13 protein-coding genes are annotated in these 12,460 nt (G+C 72.1%); 8 read left to right on the top strand and 5 right to left on the bottom strand.

Annotation, left to right across the window (positions count from 1 at the left end; genetic code table 11):
- Positions 1–15 precede the first annotated feature (15 nt).
- On the top strand, positions 16–1,035 hold the full coding sequence (locus ACTWQC_RS20695) for an NADP-dependent oxidoreductase (protein ID WP_443317234.1): 1,020 nt from the start codon (positions 16–18) through the stop codon (positions 1,033–1,035).
- 157 nt (positions 1,036–1,192) lie between these two features.
- Entirely contained in the window at positions 1,193–1,621 is a 429-nt protein-coding gene (locus ACTWQC_RS20690) for an organic hydroperoxide resistance protein (RefSeq protein ID WP_443317233.1), read from the top strand.
- A 2-nt stretch (positions 1,622–1,623) separates the two neighbouring features.
- Here the strand turns inward: ACTWQC_RS20690 and ACTWQC_RS20685 are convergent, their stop codons facing one another.
- Together ACTWQC_RS20685 and ACTWQC_RS20680 are read right to left on the bottom strand one after the other, a co-directional pair.
- Entirely contained in the window at positions 1,624–2,106 is a 483-nt protein-coding gene (locus ACTWQC_RS20685) for a hypothetical protein (RefSeq protein ID WP_443317232.1), read from the bottom strand.
- Positions 2,107–2,115: 9 nt separating this feature from the next.
- A complete protein-coding gene (locus ACTWQC_RS20680) occupies positions 2,116–2,580 on the bottom strand; it encodes a cupredoxin domain-containing protein (protein ID WP_443317231.1) in 465 nt (154 codons plus the stop codon).
- A 153-nt stretch (positions 2,581–2,733) separates the two neighbouring features.
- Here ACTWQC_RS20680 and ACTWQC_RS20675 point away from each other — a divergent pair, with 153 nt between their 5' ends.
- From ACTWQC_RS20675 to ACTWQC_RS20660, 4 genes are read left to right on the top strand one after another with little or no spacing between them, the layout of a single operon-like run.
- On the top strand, positions 2,734–3,312 hold the full coding sequence (locus ACTWQC_RS20675; protein ID WP_443317230.1) for an RNA polymerase sigma factor: 579 nt from the start codon (positions 2,734–2,736) through the stop codon (positions 3,310–3,312).
- Positions 3,309–4,178 (top strand): hypothetical protein, encoded by an 870-nt coding sequence (locus ACTWQC_RS20670; RefSeq protein ID WP_443317229.1) that lies wholly within the window; start codon positions 3,309–3,311, stop codon positions 4,176–4,178. Before ACTWQC_RS20675 ends, ACTWQC_RS20670 begins: the two co-directional genes overlap by 4 nt.
- A 17-nt stretch (positions 4,179–4,195) precedes the next feature.
- Positions 4,196–5,026, top strand: a complete 831-nt coding sequence (locus tag ACTWQC_RS20665) for an EI24 domain-containing protein (protein ID WP_443317228.1) — start codon at positions 4,196–4,198, stop codon at positions 5,024–5,026.
- A gap of 20 nt (positions 5,027–5,046) precedes the next feature.
- Entirely contained in the window at positions 5,047–5,727 is a 681-nt protein-coding gene (locus ACTWQC_RS20660; protein ID WP_443317227.1) for a lysostaphin resistance A-like protein, read from the top strand.
- 173 nt (positions 5,728–5,900) lie between these two features.
- Here ACTWQC_RS20660 and ACTWQC_RS20655 read toward each other — a convergent pair whose 3' ends face one another.
- Positions 5,901–7,196 carry a pyroglutamyl peptidase gene (locus ACTWQC_RS20655; RefSeq protein WP_443317226.1) on the bottom strand — a complete coding sequence of 432 codons (1,296 nt, stop codon included), beginning with the start codon at positions 7,194–7,196 and terminating at the stop codon, positions 5,901–5,903.
- A 169-nt stretch (positions 7,197–7,365) separates the two neighbouring features.
- On the opposite strand from ACTWQC_RS20655, the gene ACTWQC_RS20650 reads away from it, so the two are divergent.
- On the top strand, positions 7,366–7,686 hold the full coding sequence (locus ACTWQC_RS20650) for a hypothetical protein (protein WP_443317225.1): 321 nt from the start codon (positions 7,366–7,368) through the stop codon (positions 7,684–7,686).
- A gap of 195 nt (positions 7,687–7,881) precedes the next feature.
- On the opposite strand, the gene ACTWQC_RS20645 is transcribed toward ACTWQC_RS20650, so the two are convergent.
- Positions 7,882–8,511, bottom strand: coding sequence for a TetR/AcrR family transcriptional regulator (locus ACTWQC_RS20645; protein ID WP_443317224.1), 630 nt, complete (start codon positions 8,509–8,511; stop codon positions 7,882–7,884).
- A gap of 127 nt (positions 8,512–8,638) precedes the next feature.
- Here ACTWQC_RS20645 and ACTWQC_RS20640 point away from each other — a divergent pair, with 127 nt between their 5' ends.
- A complete protein-coding gene (locus ACTWQC_RS20640; RefSeq protein WP_443317223.1) occupies positions 8,639–11,233 on the top strand; it encodes a glycoside hydrolase family 3 protein in 2,595 nt (864 codons plus the stop codon).
- Between the two features lie 265 nt (positions 11,234–11,498).
- On the opposite strand, the gene ACTWQC_RS20635 is transcribed toward ACTWQC_RS20640, so the two are convergent.
- Entirely contained in the window at positions 11,499–12,431 is a 933-nt protein-coding gene (locus ACTWQC_RS20635) for an SGNH/GDSL hydrolase family protein (RefSeq protein ID WP_443317222.1), read from the bottom strand.
- Positions 12,432–12,460 lie beyond the last annotated feature (29 nt).

The raw sequence follows: 12,460 nt of genomic DNA, 5'->3' as shown, positions 1-12,460 counted from the left end.
GGAGGCACCCGCTCCATGTCCGAACTGCCGAAGACCGGCCGCGAATGGCACCTGGTGGCCCGCCCCCACGGCTGGCCGAAGCCCGAGGACTTCGCCCTGCGCGAGGCCGAGATCCCCGCGCCGGGACCCGGCCAGCTCCTGGTCCGTAACACCCACATGTCCGTGGACCCGTACATGCGCGGCCGGATGAACGACGTGAAGTCGTACGTGCCGCCGTTCCAGCTGGACGAGCCCATGCAGGGCGGTGCGGTGGGCCGGGTCATCGCCTCGGACGCCGAGGGCATCGCGGCCGGTGACCATGTCCTGCACCCCTTCGGCTGGCGCGAGTTCGCCGTCGTCGACGCCAAGCACGCGACGAAGGTGGACGCGGGGCTCGCCCCCCTCCCCGCCTACCTGGGCGTTCTCGGCATGCCGGGCTTGACCGCCTACGCAGGTCTGCTGGAGGTCGCCTCCTTCAAGGAGGGCGACGCCGTCTTCGTCTCCGGAGCGGCGGGCGCGGTCGGCAGCCAGGTCGGCCAGATCGCCAAGCTCAAGGGCGCCTCGCGGGTCATCGGCAGCGCGGGCTCCGACGAGAAGGTCAAGCTCCTGGTCGAGGAGTACGGCTTCGACGCCGCCTTCAACTACAAGCGCGGCCCGGTGGCCGAGCAGCTCAAGGAAGCCGCCCCCGACGGCATCGACGTCTACTTCGACAACGTCGGCGGTGAGCACCTGGAGGCGGCCATCAGCTCTCTCAACGTGCACGGCCGCGCCACGATCTGCGGAATGATCGCGCAGTACAACGAGACCGAGCCGACCCCCGCGCCGCGCAACCTCGCCCTCGTCATCGGCAAGCGGCTCCGGCTGCAGGGGTTGCTCGTCCGGGACCACGACGCGCTGCAGCCCCAGTTCGTACAGGAAGTGTCCGGCTGGATCCGCTCCGGCGAGCTGAAGTACCGCGAGACCGTCGTCGAGGGAATCGACCATGCGGTGGACGCGTTCCTCGGCATGCTCCGTGGCGAGAACGTCGGCAAGATGATCGTCTCCCTCGGCGACTGAACCGCTCAAGCTGCTCAAACCGCTGAACCGCTGAACCACCCCGGTGCCTAACGGGCCCCCTTGCGGGGGCCGTTAGGCTCCCCCCAGGCCGTCGCGACCGTGGGGGCGGGTCGCGGCGCCCGCACCCTTGTGTGCGAAACCAGAAGGATCTCCCCACATGTCCGTCCAGACCATAGACGTCCTCTACACCGCGGTCGCCACCGCCGAGAACGGCCGCGACGGCCGCGTCGCCTCGGACGACGGCAACCTCGACGTCGTCGTCAACCCGCCGAAGGAGCTGGGTGGCAGCGGTGCCGGTACCAATCCGGAGCAGCTCTTCGCCGCAGGCTACGGCGCCTGCTTCCAGGGCGCGCTCGGCGTCGTCGCCCGCAGGGAGAAGGCCGATATCTCGGGCTCGCGGGTGACCACCAAGGTCGGCCTCGGCAAGACCGAAGCGGGCGGCTTCGGCATCGAGGTCGCGATCGAGGTCTCGATCCCGAACGTGGACCGGGCCACCGCGGAGCAGCTCGTCGAGGCGGCGCACCAGGTGTGCCCGTACTCCAACGCCACCCGCGGCAACATCAGGGTGGACCTCAGCGTCATCTGACGTCACTGCCGCCCTGCCGAGGGCCGTTCCCCGTGCCCGGGTGCGCGGGGGGTGGCCCTCGGCGCGGACCCGCCGTGACGTGCGTCGGCACGTACGGCGAGGTGTGTGACCGGCGGGATCGCCGCCAGGACGACGGTCCCGGCCGACTCGACCGCGATCGTGGTCGTCACCCACGGGGCGTCGATGGACTCCGTGAAGCCGAAGAGGCCGGAGGTCAGGCTGAGCACCAGCGCGCCGAGAGTCCCCGCCGTGAACAGCGCCCCGAGCGCCGCCACGATCCCCAGCCGGCGAACGCCCGCGACCAGCAGCACCACGGCGAGCAGCCCGCCCACGACCCCGTTGACCAGGAACAGTTCGCCGATGGTGGCCACATTCCGGTAGCCCTCGTCCCACAGGTACACATGGATCGCGGCCATCGCCGCGGTCAGCCCGGCGCCCGCCAGCCGCAGGGCGATGAGGACGAGGAAAGCGATGCGACTGCGCATGGCGTTCGATCACCCTCCGTAGCCGGGTCTGTTGGTGGTGTTCTCGTCGGCGGGCCCGCCACCGACCGTGATCTGAGTTTTCATGCCGAGGTCATCGTGTGCGTCGACCGGGCAGTAGACCTTGTACGTGCCATCCCGCAGGGTCACGTCGAGGTTCGCCGACTCCCCAGGTGCCAGCGTCCTGGTCTTCTCCTCGCCGCCCAGACCCTCGATCTCCAGGGCGTGGTCCTGACTCCCGTTGTTCTTCGCGACGAAGGTGTAGTCACCCGCCGTGAACGTCTTCTTGGACAGCTGCAGCGTGAAGTCCTTCATGTCCACGTCCACCCTGGTCGCCGTCTTGTCGCCGCCCCCGGCGGGCGGGGACGTGGTCTCCGCGCCCCCGTTCCCGTTGCCGTCCCCGCCGCCCCCGCATGCCACCAGGACACCTGCCAGCACTCCCCCCGCGATCCCCAGCCCCGCGCTTCTCCTGATCATTGTCTTCTCAGCCCTGTCGTGGTTGCGCATGTAGTGGTTACGGACGAGCCGCGCCCCGGGATTGCCGAGCTGGGAGAATGGGCCGTGTGCGCGCACGCGGAGCGGCCCGGAGCAATCCCTCCGCCCGCCCCGGCCGTATCCAGGAACATGAGGATGGGCCTCCCTCTCGGCCGGGCCGCGGACGAGACGCTGCTCGCCGGGCTCACGACCGGCGACCCGGAGATCGCCGTCGCATTCGTACGCCGCTTCCAGCGCACCGTCTACGGCGTCGCCATCGCCGTCGTCGGCGACCCGCAGCTGGCCGAGGACATCGCCCAGCAGACCTTCGAACGGGCATGGCGGCACGCCCAGATGTACGACTCGCGGCGCGGCTCCGTGAAGACCTGGCTGACGGCCATCGCGCACAACCTGGCGATCGACGCCGTCCGCGCCCGCAGGTCCACCCCGGTCGCCCCCGAGGACCTCGACGCGCTTCTCGACATCGTGGTGACCGAGACCCCGGAGCAGCGGGCCGTCGCCGCCGAGTCGGCGCACCGCATCCGTACGGCGCTGGCGGCCCTGCCGCGCGAGCAGGCCCGGGCCCTGGCGATGGCCGGTATCTACGGGATGACCGCCCAGCAGGTCGCGGACTCGGAGAACATCCCGCTGGGCACCGCCAAGACACGGATCAGGACGGCCATGGGCAAACTGCGCACCGCTCTGGGAGCGGGGGACGAAGCGAGCCGGCCATGAATGACGACGACCGCAACCGCGACCGCTACCGCAACCGCAACCGCAACCGCGAGCGTAACCGCGACCGCGAGCGCGACCGTAACCGTGACTACGGCCACGACCGCGCCGCCCGCGACCGCGACCTGACGTGCGAGGAGCTGCGGGACGGCCTCGGTGCGGAGCTGGCGCTCGGCGTCCTCCCCGCCCAGGAGCGGGCCGCGGCCATCGCCCACCTCGACCGGTGCCCGGCGTGCCGGGAGCACATCGAGCAGCTCACGCTCGCCGTGGACGGCCTGCTGGGCCTGCTGCCCGGCAGCGAGCCGCCCGTCGGCTTCGAGAAGCGCGTCCTGAGCCGGATGCAGGTCTCCGGAGAGCTGCAGCGGCATCAGCGGCGCCGCCGCAGGCTCCGGCTCGCCGCGGCCGCCGCCGCCATCGCCGCGGCCTTCGGGTTCGGCGGCTGGGCGGTCGGCGCCGCCACCGACGGCTCGCGGCCCGCGTCCACGTCCGCTGCCCAACCGACCCTTCTCGCCGCCGACTTCACCACCGGAGGCCACCGGGTCGGGCAGGTCTTCGCCCACCCCGGCTCACCCGGCTGGATCTACATGTCGGTCGACCTGGAGGGCTACGGGCACCAGGATTATGGTGATTCGCCCGGCGGCAAGGTGCGGGACGGCAAGGTCAGCGGCAACGCCGGCGGCAAGGTCACCTGCGAGCTGGAGCGCACCGACGGCAGCACCGCGGCCGTCGGCTCGTACACCCTGAAGGACGGCCACGGCTACTGGGGCGGCCCGGCCTCCGTCGACCCGGACACCCTCTCGGCCGCCCGCCTGGTCGCCGCCGACGGCTCCGTGCTCGCCACCGCGCGCTTCGACGCAGTGAGCCGCTGACGACTAGGCTGCCTCCCATGCGCGATCTGGGGCTGGGCTTCGGCTACTTCATCAAGGGCCAGCGCTGGGTGGCCCGGCACGGTCGCTGGTGGGGCTTCGGGCTGCTGCCCGGCCTCATCACCCTCGTGCTCTACGGTGCGGCGCTCGTCGGCCTCGGCTTCTGGGCCGGCGACCTGACGGCCTGGGCGACGCCCTTCGCCGACGACTGGGGCTCGCCCTGGCAGGCCCTCTTCCGCGGCTTCCTCACCGCCCTGCTCTTCGCCTTCGGCCTGCTGCTCGCCGTCGTCTCCTTCACCGCGGTGACCCTGCTGATCGGCCAGCCCTTCTACGAGTCGCTGTCCGAGCAGGTCGACATCACCGAGGACGGCACCGCCCCCGAGTCCGGACTGCCGCCCTGGCGCGAGCTGTTGATCTCCGCCGTCGACAGCCTGTCCGTCGTGCTGCGGGTGGTCTGCTACGGGGTGCTGCTCTTCGCCCTCGGCTTCCTCCCCGTCATCGGCCAGACCGTGATCCCGGTGCTCGGCTTCTGCGTCTCCGGCTTCTTCCTCGCGGAGGAGCTCAGCGCTGTTGCCCTCCAGCGCCGCGGCGTCCGCCTCAAGCCGCGCCTCGCCCTGCTGCGCCGCCGCCGGACGCTGGCCCTCGGTTTCGGCGTGCCCCTGGTGCTGCTCTTCCTGCTGCCGCTCGTGGCCGTCTTCCTCATGCCCGGCGCGGTCGCGGGCGCGACGCTCCTGGCCCGCGACCTCCTGGGCGAAGGCGGGGATGGCGCCGGCGACGGGGACGACGGTGCGGGCGAGGACGACGCCACGCCCGACCCCCTGGCGAAGCCTGCCGCGCCGTCCCAGGGCTAGTACGCGATCCTGGTGCGGTCATGCGCATCCTCCTGGTCGTCGCGGTGCTCGCCGCCACGAACACACTCACCAACCGCCTTGCAGAGGTCTGGTACGTACCGCTGTGCCTGGTCGTGACGGCCCTGCTTCTGCTGATCGCCCGCTGGGACGGCCTCACCTGGTCCGATCTCGGGCTCGGCCGCGAAACGGCCCGCCGCGGCCTGCGCTGGGGCCTGGTGCTGGCCGGTGCCGTCCTCCTCGTCTACGGGATCGGGCTCGCCATTCCCTTCACGCGCGACGCCTTCCTGGACGAACGCGTCGAGAGCCTGTCCTCGGGCGAGCTGGTGGCGCGCGTACTGGTCCGCGTGCCGTTGGGCACCGTGCTGCTCGAGGAGATCGCGTTCCGCGGCGTCCTGTGGGCGATGCTGGTACGGCGGTGGGGTACCACGTGGGCCACGGCCGTCTCCTCGCTGCTGTTCGGGCTCTGGCACGTACTGCCGTCGCTCGGCCTTTCCCGGGCCAACGCGGCGGTCGGGTCAGTCTTCGGCACCGGCACGACCGGGATCGCGCTGTCCGTTGCGGCGGCGGTCGTCGGCACGGCCGTCGGCGGCGTCATCTTCTGCGAGCTGCGCCGCCGCTCCGGCAGCCTGATCGCCCCAGCGGCGCTGCACTTTGCCCTCAACGGCGAGGGCTATGTGCTCGCCTGGCTGGTGGGCACATAGCCCCTGCCGCCGCTAGGCCGGTCTGACGGTCCCTGCCCCCGCCCCGCCCCTCCCCGAATCCAGGGGACCCGCCCCCTGTACTCCCTCGGGAAACACCAAGGTTGTCAAGACCTCGTCAGACTGCTGGCGCCGTAGGCATGTTGTGTTGCAGGAGGAGGGGCGAACACCTCCGATCAGTCGGTGTCCGGGGAGTGAACCGGCGGCAGGGTGCCCGCGCCGACCCCGATGACCGCCCGCACCTGGGCGGTGATGGCCAGCCGGTTGCGGACGAAGTCGGGGTCGGTGACCTGACCCGTGGCGGGATCGGTGTTGCCCGCGCCGAACTGCAGGACGGGCGTGTGGAGATGCCCGCCCGGGACCTTTAGCCGCAGCGCGTCGCGCAGCAGGGTCGCGCGGTACGCGATCTCGTTGGACAGGTAGCTGCCGCCGCCGCCCGCGCGGGCCGTGGAGCCGGGGGTCGGCCCGTCCGGCCGGTTCACCGGCTCGCTGCCGCCCGCCGGGATCTCCGTGACGGCCGTGTTGTCGTACACCGGGAACTCGCCGGTGTCCGCGTCCACGATCGCCCGGTACGGCAGGCTGGTCGTCGTCCACTGCGGCTGCGGCTCGACGGTCGGGATCCCGTCCGGAATCGGCACGGTCTCGGTGCGCGACACATTCGCGTTGTCCGGGGAGCCGCCGCGCCAGGCCCCGTTGAAGCGCTCGACGTCGAACCGCCCGACCCGGCCCTGGCTGACGGTGGTGAACATGTCCACTTGCCGGGGACCGCTCCGGAAGTGCGGCAGCAGCGTCCGCTCGACCGTCCCGTCCGCGAAGTCGCCCCAACGGACGGGGAAGACAGCGGTCTCGATCCGGGTCGGCCCCGACGCCGTACGGATCGTGGTGCCGTCCAGCGCGAGTGCCGCCGCGCCCGACGGGTTGCTGCGGCGGATGTCCGCGTCCAGCTGGAACGGGTCGAAGCCGGTGACCACGATCCGCTTGACGTCGCTGCCCGCGGGCAGCTCGATGGAGTCCTGTCCGCGTGACGTGCGCTCGAGGCGGGCGATCAGCGCGGCGCGCCGCTCCTCGGACAGATCGAAGGCCGGGGCCCACTCCCGCAGCGCCCTGCTCATACCGAGCCGTGCCCAGTACAGCGGTCGGTCGTCGTCCCGGCTCAGATCCCCGCCCGCGGGACCGCCACCCTGCACCCGGTCGACGGCGCGCTCCCACAGCCGCTGCCCGGACCGGCCGGTGAGCCGCGCGGCCTCGCCGTACGACCGTACGCCGCCGAGTGCCCGCGCGAACTCCGGTGCCAACGCGTCGAATCCGCTGCGCCGCAGGATCTCCTGAGCCGCGGGCTTCGCCAGCCGCTGCTCCTCCACGGTGAGCGCTGGGGCATCGGGGGACGCGGCGGCGGAGGTGGCCGTGGCCACGGGTGCGCACAGAGCCAGCGCGGCGCCAAGTACGGCTATGCGGGCGGGGGTCGATCTCATGGGGGTCCTCCGGTCGCGTCGGAAGTCGATCACGTCACTGGAATGCGACGCAGTATTCCGCCCGGGCGGGCCGGACATCCAGACACACCGGCCTCATCGCTCACAGAACTCACAGAATTCACAGCTTCCGCAGGGTGGGCGCGACACTGGAACCAAGGAGAAGACCGCCATGAACACGAAGACCACGAAGACCACGAAGACCACGAAGGCCGCCGAGCACCCGCGCGAGGAATTCCGCCCCCCGCCGACTCCGGAGGAAGTCGTCGCGGCGGCGAGCGTGCTGTGGAAGGAGGAGGTCCTCAGGCTGGCGCAGACGCAGCAGCTCTCCCATCGGGCCTTCGAGGCGATCGGAACCCTCACGGATGCCGCACTCGACTGCGCGTACGCCACCGTGGTCGAGAGGAGGGCGAAGCAGCGCGCGCCGTCCGGCAGCGACCACCGGACGCGCCTCCGCCTCGCCGCCCACGGCGGCTACGCCCACGGCCGCTGAACCCCACCTGAGGCGATGTGCCGGACTCACCGCATCGGCCGGTCGGTCATCCGCGCCGATGCCGACGAGCCACATGCGTTGCGCCGCACTCCTTCCGCCCTAGGAGGTCCCCAGGGGGGCCTCGACCGCGAACGGGGCGGAGCCGGCACCGCAGTTGGCAGCCCCTCACCCGTGCGGCCGGTTGCCCGCGTCGCCTCAGCGGTCGGTTGCCGGGCCCTGATTCCCCTGCCGCAGCAGGGAGACGAGAGCACGGAAGGCCGCGGGCATGTCCACCGCCTCCGGGTCCAGCAGCCACTGGAACTGCATCCCATCCATCACCGCGATCAGCAGCGGCGCCGCCTGCTCCGGCGTGAGCCCTCCGGGCAGCCGCTCGCCGAACTCGCCGCGCAGCGCGGCAGCCGCATCGTCGCGCACCACCTCGTAGCGGTGCCGGAAGAACTCCTGTGCCGGGTGGCCCTCGGTCACGCTCTCGCCCAAGAGGGCGGAGAAGGTCTGGACGATGCCCTGCCGCGTCGCGTTGTACTCGACCAGCGAGGCGTAGAGGTCCAGCGGCCACGCCTCGCCGCCGGGCTTCGCGGCGCGCTGGGTGTCCCACTCGTCTCGTGCTTCGAGCACCGCAACGAGCAGCGCCGCCTTGGTGGGGAAGTAATGCAGCAACCCCTGTTGGGTGAGCCCGACTCGCTCGGCGACCGCGCTGAGGGAGGCCCCCCGGTACCCGCGCTCGGCGATGACGGCCATGGCCGCCCGCAGGATGTCCTCCCGCCGTTCCTCGCTGCGCGCCTCGCGCCCGCCGCCCCACCGTCCCGACTGCCGCTGCTCCGCCACGCGCCGAGCCTATCCACTCCCGATGGGTAACGAAACGATGACAACACCTACCGCTTGCACGGTACCGGGACCAGGATGCTCCCCATCCGGACCACTCAGAATCCGGGCCACTCCGAGGGGGTCGACGATGACCACGCAGGACGCACAACGGAATGCGGCTCGGTCCGCTGCTCGCAAAGCGGCAGCGCGTCAGGACGCCGTCCGCGAGGCTGTGGTGGAGAGCGCGCTCGGCAAGCTCGATCTGGACACGAAGGCCCGGCTGCTCGCCGGTCAGGACACCTGGTCGCTGCCCCCAATCCTCAGGATCGGCCTGCGGTCCCTGGTCATGTCCGACGGCCCGATCGGCGTACGCGGAGTGCGCTGGACCGCCGCCGACCCATCCGTCGCCCTGCCCAGCCCCACCGCGCTCGCCGCCACCTGGGACCCGGAACTCGCCCGTCGCGCCGGCCACCTCCTCGCCCAGGAGGCCCGCCGCAAGGGTGTCCACGTCCTCCTCGCACCGACCGTCAACCTGCACCGCTCGCCGCTCGGTGGCCGTCACTTCGAGTGCTACTCCGAGGACCCGTACCTCACCGGTGAGATCGGCACCGGCTACGTGCGGGGTGTCCAGGAGGGCGGCGTCGGCACCACCGTGAAGCACTTCGTCGCCAATGACGCCGAGACCGAGCGCTTCACCGTGAACAACAAGGTCTCGCCGCGCCCGCTGCGCGAGCTCTACCTCGCCCCCTTCGAGGCCATCGTGAAGAGCGCCCGCCCCTGGGGGATCATGTCCGCCTACAACTCGGTCAACGGCACCACGATGACGGCCCACCGCCGGCTCCAGCACGACGTCCTGCGGCGAGAGTGGGGCTTCGACGGCATCGTCGTCTCCGACTGGATGGCCGCCCGCGACACCACGGGAGCGATCAACGGCGGCCTGGACGTGGCCATGCCCGGGCCCACGACCGTCTACGGAGAGGCCCTTGCCGCCGCCGTACGGGACGGCCGGGTCGACGAGTCCGCCGTCGACCGTGCCGTACGGAACGTGCTCCGCCTCGCCGCCCGCGTCGGCGCCCTCGACGGCGCACCCGCCGCCGTCGCGCCCGGTGACTTCCCTGCGGCGGTCGACGGCGACGCACTCGCCCGCGAAATCGCCCGCTGCGCCTTCGTCCTCGTACGCAACGAGCAGCAGGTCCTGCCGATCGACACGGCCCGCGTCCGCACGGTCGCCCTCATCGGCGCCGCGGCCCGCGACGCCCGGATCCTCGGCGGCGGCTCCGCCGAGGTCTTCCCTCACCATGTCGTCTCCCCGCTCGACGGGCTCCGGGCCGCGCTCCCCGAGGGCATCGGGCTCAGCTACGCCGTGGGCGCCGACCCCAGCGACGAACTCGCCGTCGCGGACACGGGATTCGAGCTGCGCGCCGTTTGCCGGGACGCCGAAGGGCGCGAGCTCGGCGGCGAACCGCTGCGGAACGGCCAGGTGCAGTGGCTGGGCGACTTCCCCGAGGGCGTCCGCTACGAGGCGCTGCACACTCTCGAGATCGCCGGCACCTTCACCCCGCGCGAGAGCGGCGGCCATGCCTTCGGCACCAAGGGACTCGGCGGTTTCACCCTCACCGTCGGCGGCCGGGTCCTCTTCGAGGGCGTCCAGGAGCCCGGCCACGACGATCTTTTCGAGGCCTTCTCCGGCTCGCCGATCCCGCGCGGCGAACTGGAACTGACCGCGGGCGAGCCCGTCGAGATCTCCCTGACCTGCACGGTCGCCAAGCTCCCCGAAGCCCCGCTGCCCGCCGTCGGCTGCGCCCTGGTCCACGGCGACCCGGTGCGCGACCCCGACGAGCTGATGGAGGAGGCCGTGGCCACCGCGGCCGCCGCCGACACCGCGGTCGTGGTGGTCGCCACCACCGAGCGGGTGGAGAGCGAGGGCTTCGACCGCACGACCCTCGCACTGCCCGGCCGCCAGGACGAGCTCGTACGCCGGGTGGCCGCCGCCAATCAGCGCACCGTCGTCGTCGTCAACTCCGGCTCGCCGGTGGAGCTTCCGTGGCGCGAGAAGGTCTCGGCCGTGCTCCTCGGCTGGTTCCCCGGGCAGGAGGCGGGCGCGGCCCTCGCGGACGTCCTGCTCGGCGACCACGAACCGGGCGGCCGCCTGCCCACCACCTGGCCGGCCGCCCTCGCCGACGCGCCGGTGACCCGGGTCGTACCCGACGGCGGCGAACTGCCCTACGACGAGGGCGTTTTCATCGGCTACCGCGCCTGGGACAGGGCGGGCACCACGCCCGCGTACCCCTTCGGCCACGGCCTCGGCTACACCACCTGGGAGTACCAGGGCATCGAACTCTCCGGCGCCGAGCCCACTACGGTCACGGTCCACGTCCGCAATACGGGAACACGCCCAGGCCGCGAGGTCGTCCAGATCTACCTCGCGCCCACCGACGGAGCCCAGGTGGAAGGCGCCCCCGCCGGCAGCCAGGCCTCTGCCGACAGCCAAGCCCCCGCCGGCAGCCAGGCCTTCGCCGACGAATCGTCTGATCGCCCCACCCGCTGGCTCGCGGGCTTCGCCTCGGTCGAGGCCGCCCCCGGCGAGACCGTCCGGGCCGCCGTCCCGCTCCGGCGCCGGGCGTTCGAGGTCTGGGACGAGCAGACGGACACCTGGCGCTTCGTCCCCGGCACCTACGCGGTGGAGGCCGGGCGCTCGGTCGCCGACCGACGGCTGACCGCCCCCCTCGACGCGAAGGCGTGACGGAGCGGCAGGAACGGCGGCAGTGCTGGCAGTTCGGGCACTCGGGCCGCCGCGGGCGCCACAAGCGGTACTGGCGGCACGCGCCGCCCACGCCTCACGAGCCGCACTTTCGGTGCTGACGGTGACGGTCACGGTTGCTGCGTTGCGCATCTGAATCACTCCCCCGCTTCGGACGGTTCTGCTTCTGTTACACCGCAGACCGCCCGCGGGTTCCGTGAACAGCCCGCGGCTACAACACCTGCTCCATCTACTCCACCTGCTCCACCTACTCCCTCGCCGTGACCCTCCGGTACGCCATGTCCGCCAGCCGCTCCTGACCGTTCCTGCTCGGGTGGAACCAGTCCCACCTGCTCAGCTGCGCGCCGGTGAAGCGGTAACGGAAGACCTCCCCGCCGTCGTACCGGCACAGCGGGTCCTTGCCGCAGACCTCCCTCAGCGCGGAGTTGTACGCCACCACCCGGTCGTACACCTGCTGCCTGCGGACAGCCGACGCCTGGTCCGTCGCATCCGGCTCGCTCAGCATCGAGGCGCAGATGCCCAGCCTCCACACCTGCTTGCCGAAGGCGCTCTGCCGTCCCTCGGCCCACAGCCGCTTGAGATCCGGGATGCTCGCCACATACACCTGCGTCTTGGGCAGCGCGCGCCGGAGTCTCTTGAGCGCGGCCTCGAAGTCGGCGCGGAAGGCGGCGACCGGGGTCATCAGAGCGGTGCTGTCGCGGCACGCGTCATTCGCCCCGAGCATGACGGTCACCAGCTCCGGTCTTTCGGTGACGGCCGCCGCGACCTGCCCCGGCAGATCGGCCATCCGGGCCCCGTTCCTCGCGTGGTTCCAGCTGCTCCGCGCCGGATCCTTGAGCAGCCGCTGCGCCAGGCTCCCGACCTGCGGATCCGTCCCCGTCGACCAGGACACCTCGGGACAGTCGGTGAGTACGCCGCAGGCGTCGAAGCCCCGGGTGATGGAGTCACCCAGCGCAGCGATCGAGCCGGGACTCGTGTCCCACAGAGGGGTGGGTTTGGGGCGGGGGCGTTGGGTGGCCGCCGCGGACCGCCCGCCCGCCCGCTCGTCACCGTCGTCGTCACATCCGGTGAACGAGGCGGCCCCGACGAGCACCGCCGCCACCACGAGAGCTGCGGCGGCACGGCCCCGGCGCTCGCGCCGGAGTGCGCGCCGGTCTGCGCGCTCGTGGCCGTCCTGCATCCGCGTTCCCCCTTCCAGCGGCGGCAAGG

Source organism: Streptomyces sp. 8N616 (genome assembly GCF_052246385.1).
Taxonomy (GTDB): Bacteria; Actinomycetota; Actinomycetes; order Streptomycetales; family Streptomycetaceae; genus Streptomyces.
This window is presented reverse-complemented; position numbering and strand designations above follow the sequence as displayed.

What these genes read in the sequence shown, in the direction of transcription:
- ACTWQC_RS20640 (WP_443317223.1), top strand. Translation starts at nt 8,639, where the DNA reads ATGACCACGCAGGACGCACAACGGAATGCGGCTCGGTCCGCTGCTCGC.
- ACTWQC_RS20650 (WP_443317225.1), top strand. Translation starts at nt 7,366, where the DNA reads ATGAACACGAAGACCACGAAGACCACGAAGACCACGAAGGCCGCCGAG.
- ACTWQC_RS20685 (WP_443317232.1), bottom strand. Translation starts at nt 2,106, where the DNA reads ATGCGCAGTCGCATCGCTTTCCTCGTCCTCATCGCCCTGCGGCTGGCG.
- ACTWQC_RS20635 (WP_443317222.1), bottom strand. Translation starts at nt 12,431, where the DNA reads ATGCAGGACGGCCACGAGCGCGCAGACCGGCGCGCACTCCGGCGCGAG.
- ACTWQC_RS20655 (WP_443317226.1), bottom strand. Translation starts at nt 7,196, where the DNA reads ATGAGATCGACCCCCGCCCGCATAGCCGTACTTGGCGCCGCGCTGGCT.
- ACTWQC_RS20680 (WP_443317231.1), bottom strand. Translation starts at nt 2,580, where the DNA reads ATGATCAGGAGAAGCGCGGGGCTGGGGATCGCGGGGGGAGTGCTGGCA.
- ACTWQC_RS20690 (WP_443317233.1), top strand. Translation starts at nt 1,193, where the DNA reads ATGTCCGTCCAGACCATAGACGTCCTCTACACCGCGGTCGCCACCGCC.
- ACTWQC_RS20695 (WP_443317234.1), top strand. Translation starts at nt 16, where the DNA reads ATGTCCGAACTGCCGAAGACCGGCCGCGAATGGCACCTGGTGGCCCGC.
- ACTWQC_RS20675 (WP_443317230.1), top strand. Translation starts at nt 2,734, where the DNA reads ATGGGCCTCCCTCTCGGCCGGGCCGCGGACGAGACGCTGCTCGCCGGG.
- ACTWQC_RS20670 (WP_443317229.1), top strand. Translation starts at nt 3,309, where the DNA reads ATGAATGACGACGACCGCAACCGCGACCGCTACCGCAACCGCAACCGC.
- ACTWQC_RS20665 (WP_443317228.1), top strand. Translation starts at nt 4,196, where the DNA reads ATGCGCGATCTGGGGCTGGGCTTCGGCTACTTCATCAAGGGCCAGCGC.
- ACTWQC_RS20660 (WP_443317227.1), top strand. Translation starts at nt 5,047, where the DNA reads ATGCGCATCCTCCTGGTCGTCGCGGTGCTCGCCGCCACGAACACACTC.